Below are 18,663 nucleotides of genomic sequence, written 5' to 3' on the forward strand. Positions count from 1 at the left end.
CCCGATCAATCGGGGCTCTTTGAAAATCAGCTAAGCTGGATTAGTGCAGTCGGCGCTCTAGAGAGTAGTCACCGCGCTCAACGCGCTGTGGCAGTTCCTGCGCGAATTTGGAAACGGCTTCTTCTCCGTAAAGAGAAACCAGATCCATCATGGCAGAGAACAGCGCTGCATGCGCAAGAGCTGTACTGTCGATGCCGTGAGATAGACCATCCTCCCAAGCTTCCTGAATGAAGCTCAGAGCCAGTCGGCGGATGTCTGCATCAGATGCATCGATCTCTTCTGTGAATTCGCCGGCGATAGCGTCGTCCTTGATCATGCTGGCTCTCATGTCCCTCTATGTGCTGCTTCTTGTTATTTGCCGTTACATGTAACGGGCAAACGAAAACAAATGAAGCGTCGCATGCCTTATCTGTTAAACGGACGTTAACACGCGAAACGGCAGGAACAACCGACTCACTGATGTTTTGGTAAACTCGTCCAGAGCTTCTGTAAGTTATGGTTAATATTTGTGGCAAAGCCGAGTTATCCAAAAAACACGCAATAATTGTCTGTGGAAAATGGTTGCAACCGGCTTTTTTATCAATCGCGGCTGTACTTACCCGTGACTTCTTGGGTGATAATTACACCTTCGTTCGCGAATCTGCGAGAGGCCTCAATCGCCGCTGGAGTGCAGGTTTGATAGACCGAGGCGAATCCCCGATAGCTCTGATTAAACCGCTCAACAAGCCGTCTGCGGCGCAGCTCGTTTTGCACCTCTGCACCCAGCAAAGAGTACATGCGCTGGCGCCATTCATCGGCTTCGTCATGGCCGCAGAGCGGGCGTAGATAATGAAGCGCACCCAGAATTTCTGAAAGGCGGATGAGCTGCTGCTCATAAGGCGGCTCTTTCAACTCTGGCTGAGCTGGCTTGCCCGGAGATTGTGGTGAACTTTGTGCAAACGCGCTGGGCGCCGCGGCAATACTTAAAAGCATCAGGCCAGCACAAACCCCACGGCCAAGAGACCGAGCAGGGGCCACACAGGACCGCATCCAGGCTTTACGTTTTGCAAGTTCAGTCAAGCCACATCTCACAGCATGCTGGTTGCTTCAGATTCTGTAAGGATGGCGGTCTCCCCGCGCTCTGTCCACTATGGAACCTTGGGGATTTCCTGTTTTCCCTTGTTGCAACTAGCGCTGGTAGAAAGATGTGACAGCGTATTCCCGAAAAGTGGTTCCGGTTTTCGGACAAGAATACGCGCAAGCTCTAACTGCATCTTAGAAGGTTTAGAATGTGCTGTTGCATTCCTGGGGCCAAAGGCAGGTTCATGGAATCTTCCCATGTGTACCAGCCCAGCTCGGACGCATCAGAGCTCGCCTTCTCTTCACCTTCCACCTGACTGCAGGTGAAAACATGAATGCGATACTGCACCTTGCTGTCTTCAGGGGAGGGGTAGGACACCGTCCATGTTTTCAGGTCAGTTGCAACCAGAGAGGTCTCTTCTTTAAACTCTCGCTGCGCCGCCTCTTCAAGGCTTTCGCTGGCCATAACCTTGCCACCTGGAAAACTCCAGAGGCCTTTGGACGGGGATTGAGCTCGCTTAACGAGCAACACTTTATTGTTCTGGACACAGGCAACGCTGGTTGCCTCGATGTATTCCGGAGATATTTTCTTGCTCATGAAAACAGGGCGTCGACATCCGCTTGAGTGCTTTCCTCAGTGCTGATTGTCTCATCCGGCAAGTGACCATGGATGATAGACCCTGCCTGTGAAAGCAGCGGTCTGATGACGGTAACGGCCTTATCCTGAACGATTTGCAGCAGTTCACCTGTGACTTCAGCTGAGCCAAGCATCTTTTGAAGTGAGATCACTTCCTGATCAATCTCGGCAATACATTTCTCAAGCGCGTTGCGCAGCCGTTCTTCAACAGCTCCATACGCGCGAATAGCCAGTTCTTTTGCTGAAAACTTAGAGGCACTGAAATGTGTGATATAGTCTGCCGGTTCCCATGCCAGAACATCTTCTGCGCAATCGGGAATGTCAGGAAGCATTTCAAGAAGCATGACCACTTCATTGAAATGGTTGAGATAGTCAGTTGCAAGGCCCGTGGATGGATTGATGTTTGCATGCGTCAAAAGCTCAGGAGAAAGATCTCCTATGCCAATTTTATCGCAGTACATATCCATTGCAGCCTCCCAGCTTCCTATCTGTCGCGCGGAACCTATCTCTCGATTGGTTGCAATTTTACTAAAATGTGAACAGAGTAATCTGCATGTGTGGTAGATATAGCCTGTCAGCGTCTCCGGAAGAAGTCAAAGCGTTGTTTGAATACATCGAACAGCCCAACTTTCCACCGAGATACAACATAGCACCGACTCAGCCAATTGCACTCGTAAAACACGAAAATGGTGGGCGCCACTTTGGGTTAGCGCGTTGGGGCCTCGTGCCTTCATGGGTCAAAGACCCCGCAAGTTTCACGCTTTTGCTCAACGCCAGAGCAGAGACTTTGGAAGAGAAACCCTCGTTTCGTGCCGCCGTTCGTCACCGCAGATGTCTGATCCCTGCAAACGGTTTTTACGAGTGGCAACGCAAAGGTGCGGCAAAGCAGCCCTACTGGATCGCGCCAGCAGATGGCCGCCTTTTAGCCTTCGCTGGCCTGTGGGAAACCTACTCCCATCCGGATGGCGGAGACATTGATACCGCTGCTGTAATCACGGTTGAGGCCAACAATACGGTAAAGCCAATCCATCATCGTATGCCTGCAATCATCCCTCAAGAGCACTTTAATGACTGGTTGAGTAACGGAACTGTGATGTCCAGAGACGCAGTTAAATTGCTGCAACCTGTGGATGAAGGTCTCCTGATTGCCACTCCGGTGTCCACGCGCGTCAACAGCGTGGCAAATGATGATCCGTCTTTGTGGGATCGTGAGGTCATCACCGTCCCACCTCAGCCACCCCAACCAGCCGCAAAACCCAAACCACGGAAAAAGGCTGCTGGTGGCTCTTCAGGAAACAGCGGTCAGTTAGATTTGTTTTAGGCTCTGCTCAACATACTCAGTCTCACATGAATGATCTGGAAGGACTGAGGATGCTTGCATCGCTAAAAGGGAAGTCTGTCATCGTCACCGGCGGTTCCAAGGGGATCGGCCTTGGCATCTCTCTGGCCTTTGCTCGTGCCGGTGCCTTTGTCACCATCGCCGCCCGCGGAGAGGAAGCCGGTGCCAATGCGGTGAAGGAGCTCGCTTTGATCGGCGGGGCAGGACAGTTTCTCCAATGTGATGTGACGGACTGGGATGCCGTTAAAAGCACCGTGGATGAAACAGTCAAACAAGCTGGACTGGATATCATCTGCGCCAACGCTGGCATCTTCCCAAAGCAAAGCATTGAGGAAATGGAGCCCGAGCAATGGGAGCTGGTGCAAAACACCAACCTGCGCTCCGCATTCTACTGCACCAAAGCAGCGCTTCCACATATGAAAGAGACAGGGCAGGGACGGATCATCCTGACCTCATCCATCACCGGCCCTGTAACCGGTGATCCCGGCTGGTCCCATTATGCAGCATCAAAAGCAGGCCAACTCGGCTTCATGCGCACCGCTGCGCTGGAACTGGCACCACATAACATCACCATCAACGCGGTGCTGCCCGGCAATGTGAAGACAGAAGCACTCGATGATCTCGGAGATGGCTATTTAAAGAAGATGGGCCAGATGGTCCCACTCGGACGACTGGGCGCCCCGCGCGAAGTGGCCAGCGCAGTTCTGTTCCTCGCCAGCGATGAAGCCTCTTACATCACTGGCCAGCAGATCGTCGTCGACGGAGGACAGGTGCTCCCGGAAGGATTGGAAGCACCTGACTAATATTGTTAGAGCACGCGCCCCGGATTGAACATGTTGGTTGGGTCAAGCGCTGCTTTAATAGAGCGCATCATGTTCATCTCAGTTGCGCTCTTCACTTCAGCCAGCAGATCCCGTTTCAAGATGCCAATGCCATGCTCTGCAGAGATGGAGCCGTTGTAGCTGGCAACAATGCCATGCACCACGCGGTTCACATCATCCCACTTGGCAAGGTACTCAGCCTTATCGGCGCCCTTTGGCTGCGTGATGTTAAAGTGGATGTTGCCATCGCCCATATGCCCGAATGGTACAGGACGACATCCCGGTACGGCCTCTTTAACAGCCGCAATCGCTTCTTCCAGAAACTCCGGCACCTTCGCGACAGGAACAGAGACGTCATGCTTGATGGAGCCACCCTCAAACTTCTGCGCCTCTGACAGACCATGCCGCAGCCGCCAGAAGTCAGCAGCCTGCGCCTTGCTTTGCGCCAGCAGTCCATCCCGCAACAAGTCAGCTTCAAACGCTTCGGTGAAGATGGTCTCTGTCAGGCTGGCAATGTCGATGTCCTTGGTGCCCGCAGAGATCTCGATGAGCACATACCACGGATGCTGCTCCTCGAACGGATAGCGGGACTGCTCCATATGCTCACATACAAACTGCATGCCCGATTGCGGCATTAGTTCAAAGCCAGTGAGCATGTTCCCCGCGTGGCTTTTTGCCAATGAAAACAGGGAGAGGGCCTTCGCAGGCGAATCTAGCGCGACCAGAGCAACCTCGACTGACGCCGGGGCTGGGTATAATTTGAGGCTAGCACCCGTAATGATTCCCAAAGTGCCCTCTGAGCCGATAAATATTTGTTTCAAATCGTAACCAGTATTGTCTTTGCGAAGGGTCCGAAGTCCCTCCCAGACCTCACCATTTGCGAGCACAACTTCCAGCCCGAGAACGAGGTCGCGGGTGTTCCCGTAGGACAATACAGCGGTACCACCGGCGTTGGTTGCAATGTTGCCGCCGATCTCACAGGAGCCTTGCGAAGCGAGCGTCAAAGGAAACAAACGATCATGTTTTTCAGCCGCATCATGGATGGCTTGTAATGTGATCCCTGCATCTACAACCATCGTATACCCTTCAGGGTCGATGTGGCGAATTTTATTTAATCTAGAAAGGGATAGCACGATTTCACTGCCATCTGGATTGGGGATTTGGCCCCCCACCAAACCAGTGTTTCCTCCCTGCGGAACCACCTTCAGGTCATGCTGTGCCGCAAGCTTCACACACTCTGCAACCTCGGCAGTGGAACCGGGCCGCAAGACCATGGGTGTGGCCCCTTTGAACTTGTCTCTCCACTCAACGAGAAAAGGGGCTTTGTCGCTGTCGCTGACAAGCACATGTGCGGCCCCGATAATGCTCTCAAACGCGTTCACCAAATTTGGAATAGTCATTTTTCTGTCGCAGTGTTGGAAGTTGATCTGGCTTTCACTATCAGATAATGGGAGCGCAAGAACACGTCCATGTCTGATTGGACTTTTTTCGATGGCTTGAAGCCAAATGAACAGTGTGCCATAGCATTTTTAATCTGTTCGCCAGATAAAGTGATATTCACTCAGGAGAAAAACATGGCAGAAGCGCAAGGATTGATGGCCGGCAAACGTGGTCTCATCATGGGACTGGCCAACAATCGGTCCATCGCTTGGGGTATTGCGACAGCACTACACGATGCCGGAGCTGAAATCGCACTCACCTATCAGGGTGAAGCGCTGAAGAAGCGCGTTGAACCATTAGCAGAGAAGCTCGATGCACTTGTTGTAGGTGATTGCGACGTTACGAACGAAGCAAGCATTGATGCAGCATTTGAAGTTCTAGAGCAAAAATGGGGCAAGATTGACTTCGTCATTCATGCGATCGCTTTCTCTGACAAAGAAGAGCTGACTGGTCGTTATCTGGACACCAGCGCTGACAACTTTGCAAAGACAATGCAGATCTCCTGCTACTCGCTGGCATCCGTTGCCCGCCGTGCAGAGAAGTTGATGACCGAAGGCGGTTCCATTGTAACTCTCACCTACTACGGTGCTGAGAAGGTTATGCCAAACTACAACGTCATGGGCGTTGCAAAGGCTGCATTGGAAGCAAGCGTGAAGTACCTCGCAGTTGATCTTGGTCCAAAGAAGATCCGCGTCAATGCGATCTCTGCTGGCCCGATCAAAACACTGGCAGCAGCTGGTATCGGCGACTTCCGCTACATCCTCAAATGGAACGAGTACAACGCACCACTGCGTGAAACCGTCTCCATCGATGATGTCGGAAATTCTGCGCTTTACCTCACATCCGATCTGTCCCGCTCCGTCACCGGTGAAACTCACCACGTTGACAGCGGCTACCACGTGATCGGCATGAAGGCGGTTGACGCTCCGGACATCTCCGTCGTCTAAGCGATCAAAGCTTATCAGTTTGAGAAAAGGCGCTCTTCGGGGCGCCTTTTTTGCGTTCAGGGAGCCGGTAAAGCCACGTATGACTTTAATCAAGAATGTGTGCATAACTGTTGTCTCTCAATGAGGAATGACACATCTACCTCGTAAGAAGCCGTTACAAATCGGTTGCCGACTAAACTATTGCCAAAGGCCCATGGAATGACAGGTTCGTTGATGCCCCTCGCGAAGATAACACCAACTCCGCTGCTTTATGTGCGTCACGGACAAACCGACTGGAACCTGGAAGGGCGCATGCAGGGCGGTCAGGATATCCCGCTCAACGACACTGGCCGCAAGCAGGCCCGTCGCAATGGCATGGTGATGAAAGACTTCCTCGTCGATCTCGGCAAAACCCCTGATGATTTCATCTTTGTCTGCTCCCCGATGATCCGCGCACGCGAGACCATGGAGATCCTGCGCAAAGAAATGGGCTTGGATCCCAACGACTACAAAGTTGACGAGCGCCTGCGCGAGATCACCTTTGGCAACGTGGAGGGAATGACAGTTCCTGAAATGATGGTTGAACGTCCCGAAGTCATCCGCATGCGCCGTGAAGACAAATGGGGTTACGTTCACCCGGAAGGGGAGAGCTACAAAATGGTCTCTGACCGCATCGCCGAATGGATGTCCGAGCAGAAAGACCCCATGATTATCGTCGCCCACGGCGTGGTCATGCGCGTCTTGCGCGGCCTGCTCTGCGGTTATGCTCCAGCCGAAATCCCAGATCTGGACACCCCGCAGGATCAGTTCCTGCTCTGGCGCGATGGATCAGAAGCCTGGATCTGAAGAACAAGCTCAAAATCTGCCTGTTCTTTTGGGAAATTGACGCAAGTGCTGCAAGGCTCTCAATTGACCTCTTGCGAGAACCCTCCTAAAACCACTTTAATTTCCAGAGTACGTTCCGTTCGATTGAAGAGAGTCGACGAATGTGGGCGTGCTCATGCTCTAAAAGTGAACCACTAGAACATGTCCCACAACACCTTTGGTCATCTGTTTCGCGTAACGACTTGGGGCGAGAGCCACGGACCAGCGCTTGGCTGCGTTGTCGATGGTTGTCCGCCTCTGCTCCCAATTACAGCAGAAGAGATTCAGGTGTATCTGGACCAGCGCAAGCCGGGACAAAACAAGTTTACGACCCAGCGCCGTGAGCCGGATCAGGTGAAAATTCTCTCTGGTGTAATGGTGGATGAAGACGGCGTGCAGCGCACGACCGGCACACCCATCTCCCTGATGATTGAGAACACCGACCAGCGCTCTAAAGACTATTCTGAGATCAAAGAGCGCTACCGTCCGGGCCATGCTGACTATGCTTATGATGCAAAGTACGGCATCCGTGATTACCGTGGTGGTGGTCGTTCCTCCGCTCGCGAAACCGCAGCGCGCGTTGCAGCTGGCGGTCTTGCTCGCAAAGTCATTCCAAACATCCTGATCCGTGGTGCTCTGGTGCAGATGGGCCCGCACAAGATCAATCGTGACAACTGGGATTGGAACGAGGTTCACAACAACCCGTTCTTTTGCCCGGATGCAGAAGCAGCAAAGTTCTTTGAAGAGTACCTCGATGGTATCCGCAAAGATGGCTCTTCCATTGGCGCTGTGATCGAAGTGGTTGCGGAGCATGTTCCAGTCGGTCTGGGTGCACCACTTTACGGCAAGCTCGATCAGGATCTGGCATCCGCCATGATGTCCATCAACGCTGTGAAGGGCGTTGAGATCGGCAATGGCTTTGAAGCGGCTTGCCTTACTGGCGAAGAAAACGCTGACGAAATGCGCATGGGCGAAGATGGCAAGCCGGAGTTCCTCTCCAATCAGGCTGGCGGTGTCCTCGGTGGCATCTCTTCTGGCGCGCCAGTGGTGGTTCGCTTTGCAGTGAAGCCAACCTCTTCCATCCTCACACCACGCAAATCCATCACCCGCAGTGGGGAAGAGGTGGACGTGATGACCAAGGGCCGTCACGACCCGTGCGTTGGCATTCGTGCAGTACCAGTTGGTGAAGCCATGATGGCGTGCGTTCTGGCCGATCACGTCCTGCGCGACAGAGGTCAGTGCGGTGAGCGCTAAAATGAATCTCAACCTCTGATTTCATTCTGATTGAAAGGCGCTGGCAAAACCGGCGCCTTTTTTGTTGCTCCCCGCGCTTATGCAAGATGGCCCTGAGACGTGTGATGGTGAAAAAATCTTATCCCCCTCGCTCAGTTATGCGCTCATACTAATCCCATGCCCACGTGACGGGCAGCTGGCGGACCGTCCGTCAGCGTGTCGTGGGCTGGGTGGGGCTGTCAGGAGAGGTAACGCATCTTCTGGTGGTCCGGTGGCACCGATTTTCAGGCGTGACTGCATGGTCTGAGAGGAAGGGCCCAAGCCTGAAGGGCATCACGCAGTGGCATTTGCTGGTCAGAGCAGCACATGTCAGGGGTAGCGGACCTGTTCGGATACGGAAACTTATCTGAGCAAAGCCACTATCCTTCCGGGAAACCGGCTATCATGTCTTTCAGGATAAGAGGCGATGTTGGCCATACCAAAATGCCCGGGCAAGGCGCGTAGCCAATGCCGAAGACTCTATTACTAACTCAATGCGCAGGTATTGCCTGCGGCCTTGCCCCTCCCGACCTTCGGGAATTCTAGCTTCACCACTGCATGGGATGCCATGTGGTGCTATTGGTGCTTGTTCGGTTGCATCAAGAGGTAGGCAGGGTGAGGGAGCCTGGCTCAGCGCAGATACACAAAGCTGCAAACCGTTTATTCACCTCAACAGAGCACTTGCATACGACCTAGGTAGAAAGCGGTAAGCTTTTTTCCATTTGCCCCTTGATTTCCGAGTTTAAAAGCGCGATTTCAGTATCACTGAAAATTGCAAGGCCAAGGGGCTAGGATTATGCGCTTGACTGAATGGCTGGAAGACAATGGTGAAAGCAGAAGTGCATTTGCACGTCGTGCTGGTTTGTCTCCTGCATCTGTAACCGCACTGTGCAACGACCCAAGCGCATGGATTTCTCGGGAGATGGCCCAGAAGATCGCTGAGGCGACGGGCCATCAGGTGACCCCTAACGATTTTCTCGGACTAAAAGAAAACAAGGAGTACGTCGTGTCTCAAACAAGAGTAGCCGAAGCCCTGCGCGCGTTCGAAAACGGCGAGATGGTTGTTGTGACCGACGATGACGATCGTGAAAACGAAGGCGATCTCATTGTAGCGGCCAACATGATCACCCCGGAACAGATGGCGTTCATCATTCGCCATACCTCTGGCATCGTCTGTGCTCCGATGACGCTGAAAGAAGCTAAGCGCCTGCACCTTGAGCCTATGGTCGCCAACAACGACGCTCCACTGGCAACCGCCTTCACCGTTTCCGTCGATTACGCTCCAGGCCTGACCACAGGCATCTCCGCAGAACAGCGCTGTGCCACCGTTCGCGGTCTTGCCAATCCAAACGCCGGCGCGGCTGACTTCGTCCGCCCAGGCCACATCTTCCCGCTGGTCGCCAAAGAGGGCGGCGTCCTCATGCGCTCCGGCCACACCGAAGCGGCGGTTGACCTATGTAAGCTGACCGGCCTGCCGGAAGTTGGCGTGATCAGTGAGCTGGTCAACGACGACGGCACCGTAAAGCGCGGTGAACAGGTGGAAGCTTTTGCAAAAGAGCATAACCTAAAGATGGTCTCCGTTGCGGATCTGATCGCATGGCGCCAGCGTCACGAAAACCTCGTCAGCCGTATCGATGAGTTCGACGTAGACACCACAGCGGGCAAGGCACGTGCCATCGTGTATTCTACTCCGTTCGACAATGTTGGCCACTTGGCGCTGGTTTACGGCGACATCCGCGATGGTCAGGATATTCCTGTCAGATTGCATCTGGAAAACGTTCTCGATGACGTTTTTGGGCAAACCAAACCTCTGGAAGCAATCATGGAAGACTTTGCGGAAAGAGGCCGAGGCATTATTGTTTACCTGCGTGAAGGTGCGGTAGGCGTTGCCAGCAAGTCCAACCGTCATCGCGATGGTCTGGAAGCGGCTGAAAATGAGCAGCATGAGTCTGCACAGGGCCGCTCTGAAGACTGGCGCGAAGTTGGCCTTGGTGCGCAGATCCTGAAAGATCTGGGTGCAAACTCCATCCGCGTTATCGCTTCACGGGAGCGCCACTATGTTGGCCTTGAAGGCTTTGGCCTGAAAGTGGAAGCAACGGAAACCCCGGCGGACTAACAAGCTTAGCCCCCGGCGCAATATGGAGAGTGGCGGGGGCATGTCTCAGTTTGATCTTGACCCATGGCAGGAAGAGCAAAGCTCGGCTGAACCATTCACACTGGGATACAAAAAGGGCACAGGGGAACCTGTCGTCTATGGCAGCCTCCTCCTTGGCGCTGCCTTGCTGGGAACCGGCATCGTCAGCGGGTCACTCATCCCGGCACTGGCCTCACTTCCCGTCTTCCTGAGCGTTTACTGGCATTACCCGTTTATAGACAAACGTCCTCAAATGGCGGCCAATGACACCGGCCTGTATCTGGAACGCCTTGGTGTTGTGCGCTGGTCAGCCATCTCCGAACTGTCCATCTACACAACTGCTGTTCGCACGATGGAATTCAACCAGTTGCGTATCCAGTTCAACCGCCCGTTAGAAGAGTGCTTCGTTCAAAAAGAGCCGCAATCCCTGACCCGATTGGCCATGCGAAAGAACTGGCGATTGAAGCAAGCCAAGTCGAATACGCCAGTACTTGAAGTGGATTTGCATTTGCTCGCATGTGACCCTGAGATCCTGCTGCAAAGAACTAGACAGTTCTGGCGAGGAGCATGATGTTTATCTGCAACACAGATCTATAAACAATCATTAGGCAGATTAAATACCTCATAAATCTTCGTTTAGCCGTAAATCCGCCTATCCTGTTACAAGACGTTAACACTCTTAACCTAACTTTTATTAGGAAGGACAGGACCCGGAAGGCAATGATCATGCAGCTAAATCGCACGGATATGGAGAGCAACACCTGCAGCTTTACTAGTCTGGACAAAGATTGGGGAGCTGATGATGATTACCTGTTCAACTTTGCCTGCACACCAGGCGGTAGCGTTTTGCAAATCGCCTGCGGTACAGGAGCGCTGTCCAACGCTCTCTCGCAGCAGGACGTAAACGTTGTTGGGGTCGACCGAAATCCGAAGAAAATCGCACAAGCTGTGAAGCGTACAGATGCAGTGACATGGTTAGAGGCAGATGCCCGAACGGTTCACCTCAATCAGAAATTCGACCGCATCATTATCACCGGAAACGCTTTCCAGGCCTTCGCTACCAACACCGATCAGATCCTTGTCCTCCAGACCATCGCTTCCCACCTCAAACCAACTGGCAAATTCGCATTCGGCATGGAAAACCCGAAGTCGCGTCCTTGGGAGAAGTGGGGCCAGAAGAGCAAACCAACCATGGTACGCTCGGTAGCAGGGCAGCGCGTATCGCTGTGGCAGGATACGTCCGGACCAGACAAAAACGGCCTTGTCCATATGCAGACCCACTACGACAGTGATGGTCAGCATTACTCAAAGAACAACATGCGCCGCTTCGTGCACCGCGACCATATCCGCCATCTGCTGGAAGCTGTCGGCCTGCACGCAACAGCCTCCTATGGTGATTGGTCCGCTCTGAACCTCAACGATGCTGCACCTTACATCATCGTCAGCGGCGGTCTGAGCAACTAGTCGGCATTACCGATTAGCCACCAGTCAATCAGATGCCATCAATAATGGTCAGGCTGCACTTGGCAGCACCATGACGGATCTTGGCAACAGGGGCATACTCTGGGCTGCTAAGAAAAGCCTGCGCTTTCTCCATGCTGGGAAACTCAACAATAACCAGCCGGTGCGGCGTCCATAGATCGCTCTCGATCACATCCATATCACCACCACGGGCCCGGTAAACACCACCATAGCTTTCCGCAATCGGACGTGCCTGAGCCTTGTAATCCTCGTAGGCGATGGGATCTTCAATTTTTGTATCAACAATGACGTAAGCTGGCATACACTTCTCCTGTAACTGGAAAAGAGCCTATCTGATTTGGTTGTGCTGTAAAATTACGCGGCAGACTTAGTACCATTATCTTTAGGTGAAGACTGCCCTTTGCCCTGACGCTTCTTGAAATAGCGCGGGCGCGTTCGTCTGATGATCTTCTTGAACCGCCCGCTGGATCGCACTTCAATCCAATGCAGAGCCTGATTGAGCCAGATAAAGTTCTTCCGGTGCCGTCGCACAAACTTCGCAAATCGGCGACTACTGGCAATCAACAGCACAGCACCTAAGGCAAGCAAAGGCACACCCGTTGGAATAGGGGTCCACACCGTCAGCAGGCCCAGTACAATGCAAATGATAGCAGCAAAAACCGAAAGGCCCTTGATCAATAGCTCGACCACCCGTTCACGTTACCAACGCGGCAAAGTATACGCACAGGTCGTGAAGCTTCGGTAACACGTGCTTTCAATGGGAGGGGAGGTAATCAAAATTCAGGGAAGACGGCAAACTGTAGGTAACCCGCCGCCTTCACAAAAAAGCGCTTAAGCGCTGCGCTCCAGCAGCGCAACCACTTCCACATGAGGGGAGTAGAGGAACTGATCAATCGGCACCACGCGTTTGATCTCATAGCCACCGTCCAGCAACTCACGCATGTCGCGGGCAAAGCTGGCAGGGCTACAGGAAACAGCAACGATCTTCTTCACTGGAGACTTAGCCAACTCTTGCGCCTGTGCAAGTGCACCAGCACGCGGCGGATCAAACACAACGCCGTCATAGCCCTTACCGAAGTTGTCCAGTTCCTTGGCAACGATAGGGCGGCGGAACAGATCACGGCGCTCAGTGGTAACCTTCTTAAGCCCCTTGGCACGACGCAGACCCAGATCAAGGGCTTTCAAAGAGGAAGCCTCTCCCTCCACCGCATGCACATTGGCAAACTGACCAATCTTGAACGTGAGCGTTCCAGCACCGCAGAAAAGATCCGCTACACGCTTGCAGCCCTTAAGGCCTTCTGCAAGCAGATCACCCATGGTGTTTTCTGCACTAAGAGCCGCCTGAATAAAGCCACCAGCAGGGATTGGAACGGCCACACCGCTCATATCCAGCAGAGGAGGACGGATCTCGATGATTGTCTCGCCATCAACGGTCAATCGAGCAAGGTCATTCTCAACAGCTCCCTGAGAGAGCTGCAGGTAATGCTTGTCCTTGTTCTTGCCAAGGCCAGTAATCGCCACATCAAGACCGCTCTGCGTGGTGGTCACGGTGAACTTCAGCTCACCTTTGCGCGGCAGCACCTCTCCTGCAAGTCTGCGCAGGCCCGGCACGGCCTTCATGATTTCGGGTGCAATCACCGGACATTCTTCAATGTCCACGAGACGATTGGACTTTGCAGTGTGATAGCCAAACAGAACTTTATGTCCTGCCTTAACCGCCGCAAACACGGCACGACGGCGACTACCCTTGTCGCAGACAATAACATCCTCAACCGCGCTCTCGATGCCGCGGGAGGCAAGGGCGTCAACCACTTGCTGTCTCTTGAAATCTTTGTAGGAAGCCTCATCCATATGCTGCAGCGAACAGCCACCACATGTGCCGTAATGCTTACACACCGGCGCAACTCGATGCGCACTTGGCTCGATAACTTCTTTCAGTTCCGCACGTGGTCCCTGCACCTTGGCGCTCACAAGCTCGCCTTCAAGGGTATAGGGAATAAAGATCTGTCCGGCTTCGCTCTCAACAACGCCATCTCCTTTATGGGCAAGGCGGGCGACACGAAGGGTTTCTACAGTGGCTTCAGGCTTCTTAGACATGGCACTGCGTTTACAGCGCTGCAGGGACACATGCAATGCTTGATCTCATGAAGTTCAGCGATCCGCGTCTGAGCCAGCGAGAGTCGATTCTATCTCTTGCATCTAATCTAGAGGAAATCTTGCTGTGTGACGCAAGGGTAATGTGGAAAATCGACGTAGAGGCACCTCGATAAGCTTTTTCTTTTCTGTTTTTCAGATGAATCTACTGATGCTTTTAAAATGCTCTCAAAAATAAACTTTTTGTTTTCTTATTTGATCGATTTCCCAGCTGAATGCGAGTTGCATGCATGAAGACATACAGTCTAGAGCTGCAAACTTCCCAATAAAAATATCGGCAATGTTCAGCAGGAGTTTTCGATGCCGTCCATGAAATTAAAAGGGAAACTGACATTTTGGGTTGTTGTGATTGCGCTGGTATCGATGATTGCCTCGTCGGGCTCCGTCCTGTTCATCAGTGCTGGTGTGATTGAAGAGCAAGCGATTAAGCTCTCCAACGAAATTGCAAAGGAAAGCGCTGCAGCTGTTAAAGCTGAACTGGACCAATCCTTCGCAGTGGTCAGAAACACAGCAAACTCCCTTGATGTGCTCAGAAAGAGCGAGAGCGCAGACCGCGTTGCTTCTGCTGACATCCTGAAAAGCGTCCTTCAAAGCAACAGCCAGTTGATCGGCAGTTGGGCAGCCTGGGAGCCGGATGCATTTGACGGCAAGGATCAGGACTTTGCAGGCAAGCCGTATCACGACAAAACCGGACGGTTCATCCCGTACTGGTTCCGTTCCGGTGGCCAGATCGACCGCGAAGCACTTGTTGACTACGACAAGGATGGGGCAGGGGACTACTACCTGCTCGCTCAACGAAGCGGAACAGAAGTCATTCTGGAGCCGTACACCTATTCAGTCGGCGGTGTTGAAACTCTCATCACATCCCTTGTTGTGCCGGTGGATGGGTTTGGCGCAAGAGATGGTGTTGCCGGTGTAGACATCGCACTCTCTGCCATTCAGGAAAGACTGAACGAGATGCGCCCCTATGAAGAGGGATACCTCACCTTGGTCAGCTCCTCCGGCACCATCGTCTCCCACCCTGATAGTGAGCTTGTAACAAAATCTGCCAGCTCCGCAGGGTTCTCGGAGGCTGTTCTGGAGCCGCTAAGCTCAAAGTACACCAGCATTCTTCCGAACACCTCAGTCCGAGGCGTAGAGATGCTGCAGGTTGGTGTTCCGATCAGCATTGCGAAAACGGAAAAACCTTGGCTACTGGTCATCACCATCCCGCGCAGCAAGATCCTTGAAGCATCAAACCACATGTTCTCGCTGGTTTCTGTTCTGGGCGCAGTGCTTGCAGTGCTGGCAGCTCTTGGCGCATGGATCTTCGCCAACTCTCTGAGCAAGCCGATTTCCTCACTCACCCATGTTATGGGAGAACTGGCATCAGGCAATCTGGAAGCTGAAATTCTGGAGCGTCGTCAGAAAGATGAGATCTCCGACATGATCACCGCTGTGCGCGTCTTCAAAGACAATGCGATCAAAGTCAAAGAGATGGAGGCGGACAAGAAGGAGCAGGAAGCCAAACGCATCGCAGCTGAAAAGGCGACCCGAACAAAGATCGTCACCGACTTTGAAAAGAGTGTCGGCAGCGTTGTCGAAACGGTTTCCTCAGCAGCATCCGATATGAAGTCTCATGCAGATGTTCTGGAACCAGCAGCCAACAAAGCCCAATCCCGCGCGCAAGCTGGAGCAAGCGCAGCCGAAGCGACATCGGTCAACGTACAAACCGTCAGTTCCGCAGCAGAAGAACTGACGGCCTCCATTCGCGAGATTGGCGTTCAGGTTGATCTGGCCTCCAGAACTGTTGCTGTGGCGGTTTCCAAGTCAGAACAAACCAACGTGACGGTTCGTGGTCTGTCCGAAGCTGTGCTCAAAATCGGTGAGGTGATCGACATTATCAACGCCATTGCTGATCAGACCAACCTTCTTGCACTCAACGCCACCATTGAGGCGGCCCGTGCCGGTGAATCTGGCAAAGGCTTTGCTGTTGTGGCCAACGAGGTGAAAGACCTCGCCAACCAAACAGGCCGGGCCACCCAAAGCATTGCTGAGCAAATCAGCAGCGTTCAGGAAGCCACACAAGGTGCGGTTGATGAGATTGCCGGCATTTCTAAGACGATCAGCGAACTGGATGAAGTGGCATCCAACATTGCTGCCGCTGTTGAAGAGCAGGGTGTCGCCACAAGCGAGATTGCCCGTAGTGCAGAGCTGGCGTCCAACGGAACCAGAGAAGTCTTTGCCAATGTGAATGACATCGAAAAGGCAGCCGAAGACACCAGTACCTCGGCCTCCAGCGTGAAGAAGGCGTCTGTAGACCTGACTGAACTTGCTGATGAGCTTAAAGGTCGCGTCGAAGGGTTCGTCTCCCAACTGCGTGCTTAAGCCAGAAGAAAACAACAGCCTCTCTCGGACCATTCAGGTGTGAGAGAGGCTTTCAGAATGTGAGCTACGATTGCTTCCGGCAAGCTATCAGGTACTCAACATTCCCGTCTCCACCTTTGATGGGGGAGGTGGTAATTCCCAGAACTGACCAACCGGGTTGGTCGTTCATCCACTCTTGCAGCTCAACGGAGATTTCTTGTGCAATCTCTTCTGAAACAAGACCACCTTTACCAATCCGCTCACGCCCAGCTTCAAACTGCGGCTTAACAAGGAACACGCCAACAGCTCCATCAGCAGCCAGTTCCAAAGCAGGAGGAAGGGCAAGCTTCAACGAGATGAAACTCACGTCAGAAACCAGAAACTCCGGATGCTGTCCTTCAAGATGCTCAAGGGTGAGCTCCCGCGCATTCAGCCCGTCTTTGCGGATCACGCGCGGATCATTGGAGATCTTCTCAGCCAGCTGATCATGGCCCACATCAATCGCATGCACCACCTTCGCATCGTGCTCCAACAGAACCTGAGTAAAGCCGCCAGTTGAGGCCCCGATGTCCAGACAGATCTTATCAGCAGGATCGAGTGCGAAATGCTCCAGCCCTTTGATGAGCTTCAGAGCGGCGCGAGAAACATAAGCAGAGGCAGGATCATCAATGGAGACTTGCGGGGTACCAATAACCTTCTGAGATGGCTTCTTCGCAGGACTGCCGTCCACCATAATCGTATTGCGCAAGATCGCATCACGTGCCCGGGCACGTGTTTTAAAATAGCCATGTTCGACGAGGTATTGATCAAGCCGCATATGTCACCTGACTGGGAAACTCAGAAAGCTCAGCTTATAAGCCGAAGCAACCAGCCAGTGCATTTAACAGTTTGTCAGAGAAAAGCAAATTGCCATAGCGCATCCAAAGGAATGCAGTGGCCGCGATCAGCAGTAGTCCAATGGCGGCTGTGCCTGCATAGAGAGCTGCATGATCTTTCATATCTTCATCCAAAAAAGGGTGCCTGAACTCTCAGACACCCTAAACTTATCTTAGCTACCAAGCAACTTTCTGATTTTAGGAAGTGCTGTTTCTTCTGGTTCCTGATAGCTGATGGTTCCCACGAAATCCAAATCACCATTCAGCATGTAAACCGCTGCAGTGTGGTCCATGGTGTAGTCACCGTCATCCAGAGGTACTTTTCTCGCATATACGCGGTAGTCTTTGACGACTTTTTTAACCTGGTCGACGGAGCCAGTCAGTGGAACAACGCGAGTGTCAAACGCTGCAACATAATCTGCAATCACGTCTGGTGTATCGCGTTCAGGATCAACGCTGACGAAAACGAAGTTCAGATCGTCCGCCTTAGGGCCCAGATTCTCAATCCAACCCTGCATGTCAGAAAGGGTTGTTGGGCACACATCAGGACAGTACGTGAAGCCGAAGAACATCAAGGTTGGTTTGCCATTGAGGTTCTTGTCGGTAAAGACCTGACCTTTGCCATCAACCAGCTCAAACGGACCGCCAATCTGCACAGTCGCGGCCTGAGGCACGTCGTCCTGTACAAACTTCATTACCGTCACAGCAGAAACTGCGGCAACGAGAACGGCAACAGCAGCCCACGCTCCATATCGAATTGTTTTCGCAACGTTCATCTTATTCCACCCGTGCACAGTTCAATTGGTTAGTGGTGCATTTTGCCGGACTTGGCACCCATCTTCATAACTGGGAAAGTTACGTCTACTGGACCGGCTTTTTCGAATTCCAGAGTAACATTGAGCTCTTCGCCCATTTTGAATGGCTGGTTCAGGCCCATGAACATCACGTGGTAGCTACCAGGCTTCAGCTCAAGGGTTTCGCCTGCTGGGATAACAACGCCTTCGTCGAGCTTGCGCATTTTCATGACGCCATCATTCACGGCCATCTCGTGAATTTCAGTGCGCTTGGCATAGTTGGACACTGCACCGGTCAGGCGCGCGTCTTCGCTGCCATTGTTGGTGATGGTCACAAATGCTCCGCCACCTTTTGCTTTTGGTGGGGTAGCGCGTGTCCAGGCATCTTTGATTGTCAGGTTGCCATGCTGAATGCTTTCCGCAAGAGCAGCAGAACCGGTGAACGCAACAAGAGCTGCTGCAACAAGAAGAGCACGTGTTTTCATAATTTCCATCCAAGGAATAGCTCTCTACCTGTAAA

21 protein-coding genes are annotated in these 18,663 nt (G+C 52.9%); 9 read left to right on the forward strand and 12 right to left on the reverse strand.

What is annotated here, in order from left to right:
* Nucleotides 1-40: 40 nt before the first annotated feature.
* The 4 genes from AC3CB2_RS01360 to AC3CB2_RS01375 form a co-directional block, all read right to left on the reverse strand.
* A complete protein-coding gene (locus AC3CB2_RS01360; RefSeq protein ID WP_014284380.1) occupies nucleotides 41-316 on the reverse strand; it encodes a hypothetical protein in 276 nt (91 codons plus the stop codon).
* 263 nt (nucleotides 317-579) lie between these two features.
* A complete protein-coding gene (locus AC3CB2_RS01365; protein WP_352931374.1) occupies nucleotides 580-1,059 on the reverse strand; it encodes a TIGR02301 family protein in 480 nt (159 codons plus the stop codon).
* Between the two features lie 184 nt (nucleotides 1,060-1,243).
* Entirely contained in the window at nucleotides 1,244-1,657 is a 414-nt protein-coding gene (locus tag AC3CB2_RS01370) for an NUDIX hydrolase (RefSeq protein ID WP_352931372.1), read from the reverse strand.
* Entirely contained in the window at nucleotides 1,654-2,163 is a 510-nt protein-coding gene (locus tag AC3CB2_RS01375; RefSeq protein WP_054784490.1) for a hypothetical protein, read from the reverse strand. The genes AC3CB2_RS01370 and AC3CB2_RS01375 overlap by 4 nt, the downstream gene beginning before the upstream one ends.
* Nucleotides 2,164-2,249: 86 nt before the next feature.
* On the opposite strand from AC3CB2_RS01375, the gene AC3CB2_RS01380 reads away from it, so the two are divergent.
* A complete protein-coding gene (locus tag AC3CB2_RS01380) occupies nucleotides 2,250-3,017 on the forward strand; it encodes an SOS response-associated peptidase (protein ID WP_352931370.1) in 768 nt (255 codons plus the stop codon).
* Nucleotides 3,018-3,067: 50 nt separating this feature from the next.
* On the forward strand, nucleotides 3,068-3,838 hold the full coding sequence (gene fabG / locus AC3CB2_RS01385) for a 3-oxoacyl-ACP reductase FabG (RefSeq protein WP_352931368.1): 771 nt from the start codon (nucleotides 3,068-3,070) through the stop codon (nucleotides 3,836-3,838).
* Nucleotides 3,839-3,843: 5 nt separating this feature from the next.
* Here the strand turns inward: fabG and AC3CB2_RS01390 are convergent, their stop codons facing one another.
* Nucleotides 3,844-5,256, reverse strand: coding sequence for an FAD-binding oxidoreductase (locus AC3CB2_RS01390; RefSeq protein ID WP_352931366.1), 1,413 nt, complete (start codon nucleotides 5,254-5,256; stop codon nucleotides 3,844-3,846).
* 174 nt (nucleotides 5,257-5,430) lie between these two features.
* Between AC3CB2_RS01390 and fabI the strand changes: the two genes are divergently transcribed.
* From fabI to AC3CB2_RS01420, 6 genes are all read left to right on the forward strand, one after another.
* Complete coding sequence (gene fabI / locus AC3CB2_RS01395; protein ID WP_008549566.1) at nucleotides 5,431-6,243, forward strand: enoyl-ACP reductase FabI; 813 nt, start codon at nucleotides 5,431-5,433, stop codon at nucleotides 6,241-6,243.
* Nucleotides 6,244-6,441: 198 nt separating this feature from the next.
* Nucleotides 6,442-7,068, forward strand: coding sequence for a histidine phosphatase family protein (locus AC3CB2_RS01400; RefSeq protein ID WP_014284387.1), 627 nt, complete (start codon nucleotides 6,442-6,444; stop codon nucleotides 7,066-7,068).
* Nucleotides 7,069-7,248: 180 nt separating this feature from the next.
* Complete coding sequence (gene aroC / locus AC3CB2_RS01405) at nucleotides 7,249-8,340, forward strand: chorismate synthase (RefSeq protein ID WP_008549804.1); 1,092 nt, start codon at nucleotides 7,249-7,251, stop codon at nucleotides 8,338-8,340.
* An 814-nt stretch (nucleotides 8,341-9,154) separates the two neighbouring features.
* A complete protein-coding gene (gene ribB / locus AC3CB2_RS01410) occupies nucleotides 9,155-10,474 on the forward strand; it encodes a 3,4-dihydroxy-2-butanone-4-phosphate synthase (RefSeq protein WP_008549825.1) in 1,320 nt (439 codons plus the stop codon).
* 40 nt (nucleotides 10,475-10,514) lie between these two features.
* The gene (locus AC3CB2_RS01415) at nucleotides 10,515-11,063 is read left to right on the forward strand and encodes a hypothetical protein (RefSeq protein WP_352931363.1); all 549 of its coding nucleotides are present in this window, start codon (nucleotides 10,515-10,517) and stop codon (nucleotides 11,061-11,063) included.
* A 155-nt stretch (nucleotides 11,064-11,218) separates the two neighbouring features.
* A complete protein-coding gene (locus AC3CB2_RS01420; RefSeq protein WP_008549847.1) occupies nucleotides 11,219-11,956 on the forward strand; it encodes a class I SAM-dependent methyltransferase in 738 nt (245 codons plus the stop codon).
* Nucleotides 11,957-11,984: 28 nt separating this feature from the next.
* On the opposite strand, the gene AC3CB2_RS01425 is transcribed toward AC3CB2_RS01420, so the two are convergent.
* The 3 genes from AC3CB2_RS01425 to AC3CB2_RS01435 form a co-directional block, all read right to left on the reverse strand.
* Nucleotides 11,985-12,275: a DUF1330 domain-containing protein gene (locus tag AC3CB2_RS01425; RefSeq protein ID WP_352931361.1), complete on the reverse strand. Its 291-nt coding sequence runs from the start codon at nucleotides 12,273-12,275 to the stop codon at nucleotides 11,985-11,987.
* 53 nt (nucleotides 12,276-12,328) lie between these two features.
* Nucleotides 12,329-12,652 (reverse strand): hypothetical protein, encoded by a 324-nt coding sequence (locus AC3CB2_RS01430; protein WP_075700524.1) that lies wholly within the window; start codon nucleotides 12,650-12,652, stop codon nucleotides 12,329-12,331.
* 153 nt (nucleotides 12,653-12,805) lie between these two features.
* On the reverse strand, nucleotides 12,806-14,071 hold the full coding sequence (locus AC3CB2_RS01435) for a class I SAM-dependent RNA methyltransferase (RefSeq protein ID WP_352931359.1): 1,266 nt from the start codon (nucleotides 14,069-14,071) through the stop codon (nucleotides 12,806-12,808).
* Between the two features lie 357 nt (nucleotides 14,072-14,428).
* On the opposite strand from AC3CB2_RS01435, the gene AC3CB2_RS01440 reads away from it, so the two are divergent.
* A complete protein-coding gene (locus tag AC3CB2_RS01440) occupies nucleotides 14,429-16,495 on the forward strand; it encodes a methyl-accepting chemotaxis protein (protein ID WP_352931357.1) in 2,067 nt (688 codons plus the stop codon).
* Between the two features lie 64 nt (nucleotides 16,496-16,559).
* Here the strand turns inward: AC3CB2_RS01440 and AC3CB2_RS01445 are convergent, their stop codons facing one another.
* From AC3CB2_RS01445 to AC3CB2_RS01460, 4 genes are read right to left on the reverse strand one after another with little or no spacing between them, the layout of a single operon-like run.
* The gene (locus tag AC3CB2_RS01445) at nucleotides 16,560-17,291 is read right to left on the reverse strand and encodes a TlyA family RNA methyltransferase (RefSeq protein ID WP_352931355.1); all 732 of its coding nucleotides are present in this window, start codon (nucleotides 17,289-17,291) and stop codon (nucleotides 16,560-16,562) included.
* 34 nt (nucleotides 17,292-17,325) lie between these two features.
* The gene (locus AC3CB2_RS01450) at nucleotides 17,326-17,472 is read right to left on the reverse strand and encodes a hypothetical protein (protein WP_162097434.1); all 147 of its coding nucleotides are present in this window, start codon (nucleotides 17,470-17,472) and stop codon (nucleotides 17,326-17,328) included.
* A gap of 50 nt (nucleotides 17,473-17,522) precedes the next feature.
* Nucleotides 17,523-18,125 (reverse strand): SCO family protein, encoded by a 603-nt coding sequence (locus AC3CB2_RS01455; protein ID WP_008549517.1) that lies wholly within the window; start codon nucleotides 18,123-18,125, stop codon nucleotides 17,523-17,525.
* A gap of 29 nt (nucleotides 18,126-18,154) precedes the next feature.
* The gene (locus AC3CB2_RS01460; protein ID WP_208982312.1) at nucleotides 18,155-18,628 is read right to left on the reverse strand and encodes a copper chaperone PCu(A)C; all 474 of its coding nucleotides are present in this window, start codon (nucleotides 18,626-18,628) and stop codon (nucleotides 18,155-18,157) included.
* Nucleotides 18,629-18,663 lie beyond the last annotated feature (35 nt).

The organism is Pseudovibrio sp. SCP20 (assembly GCF_057774105.1).

What these genes read in the sequence shown, in the direction of transcription:
- AC3CB2_RS01360 (WP_014284380.1), bottom strand. Translation starts at nt 316, where the DNA reads ATGATCAAGGACGACGCTATCGCCGGCGAATTCACAGAAGAGATCGAT.
- AC3CB2_RS01370 (WP_352931372.1), bottom strand. Translation starts at nt 1,657, where the DNA reads ATGAGCAAGAAAATATCTCCGGAATACATCGAGGCAACCAGCGTTGCC.
- AC3CB2_RS01375 (WP_054784490.1), bottom strand. Translation starts at nt 2,163, where the DNA reads ATGGATATGTACTGCGATAAAATTGGCATAGGAGATCTTTCTCCTGAG.
- AC3CB2_RS01380 (WP_352931370.1), top strand. Translation starts at nt 2,250, where the DNA reads ATGTGTGGTAGATATAGCCTGTCAGCGTCTCCGGAAGAAGTCAAAGCG.
- fabG (WP_352931368.1), top strand. Translation starts at nt 3,068, where the DNA reads ATGCTTGCATCGCTAAAAGGGAAGTCTGTCATCGTCACCGGCGGTTCC.
- AC3CB2_RS01390 (WP_352931366.1), bottom strand. Translation starts at nt 5,256, where the DNA reads ATGACTATTCCAAATTTGGTGAACGCGTTTGAGAGCATTATCGGGGCC.
- fabI (WP_008549566.1), top strand. Translation starts at nt 5,431, where the DNA reads ATGGCAGAAGCGCAAGGATTGATGGCCGGCAAACGTGGTCTCATCATG.
- AC3CB2_RS01400 (WP_014284387.1), top strand. Translation starts at nt 6,442, where the DNA reads ATGACAGGTTCGTTGATGCCCCTCGCGAAGATAACACCAACTCCGCTG.
- aroC (WP_008549804.1), top strand. Translation starts at nt 7,249, where the DNA reads ATGTCCCACAACACCTTTGGTCATCTGTTTCGCGTAACGACTTGGGGC.
- ribB (WP_008549825.1), top strand. Translation starts at nt 9,155, where the DNA reads ATGCGCTTGACTGAATGGCTGGAAGACAATGGTGAAAGCAGAAGTGCA.
- AC3CB2_RS01415 (WP_352931363.1), top strand. Translation starts at nt 10,515, where the DNA reads ATGTCTCAGTTTGATCTTGACCCATGGCAGGAAGAGCAAAGCTCGGCT.
- AC3CB2_RS01420 (WP_008549847.1), top strand. Translation starts at nt 11,219, where the DNA reads ATGCAGCTAAATCGCACGGATATGGAGAGCAACACCTGCAGCTTTACT.
- AC3CB2_RS01425 (WP_352931361.1), bottom strand. Translation starts at nt 12,275, where the DNA reads ATGCCAGCTTACGTCATTGTTGATACAAAAATTGAAGATCCCATCGCC.
- AC3CB2_RS01435 (WP_352931359.1), bottom strand. Translation starts at nt 14,071, where the DNA reads ATGTCTAAGAAGCCTGAAGCCACTGTAGAAACCCTTCGTGTCGCCCGC.
- AC3CB2_RS01440 (WP_352931357.1), top strand. Translation starts at nt 14,429, where the DNA reads ATGCCGTCCATGAAATTAAAAGGGAAACTGACATTTTGGGTTGTTGTG.
- AC3CB2_RS01445 (WP_352931355.1), bottom strand. Translation starts at nt 17,291, where the DNA reads ATGCGGCTTGATCAATACCTCGTCGAACATGGCTATTTTAAAACACGT.
- AC3CB2_RS01450 (WP_162097434.1), bottom strand. Translation starts at nt 17,472, where the DNA reads ATGAAAGATCATGCAGCTCTCTATGCAGGCACAGCCGCCATTGGACTA.
- AC3CB2_RS01455 (WP_008549517.1), bottom strand. Translation starts at nt 18,125, where the DNA reads ATGAACGTTGCGAAAACAATTCGATATGGAGCGTGGGCTGCTGTTGCC.
- AC3CB2_RS01460 (WP_208982312.1), bottom strand. Translation starts at nt 18,628, where the DNA reads ATGAAAACACGTGCTCTTCTTGTTGCAGCAGCTCTTGTTGCGTTCACC.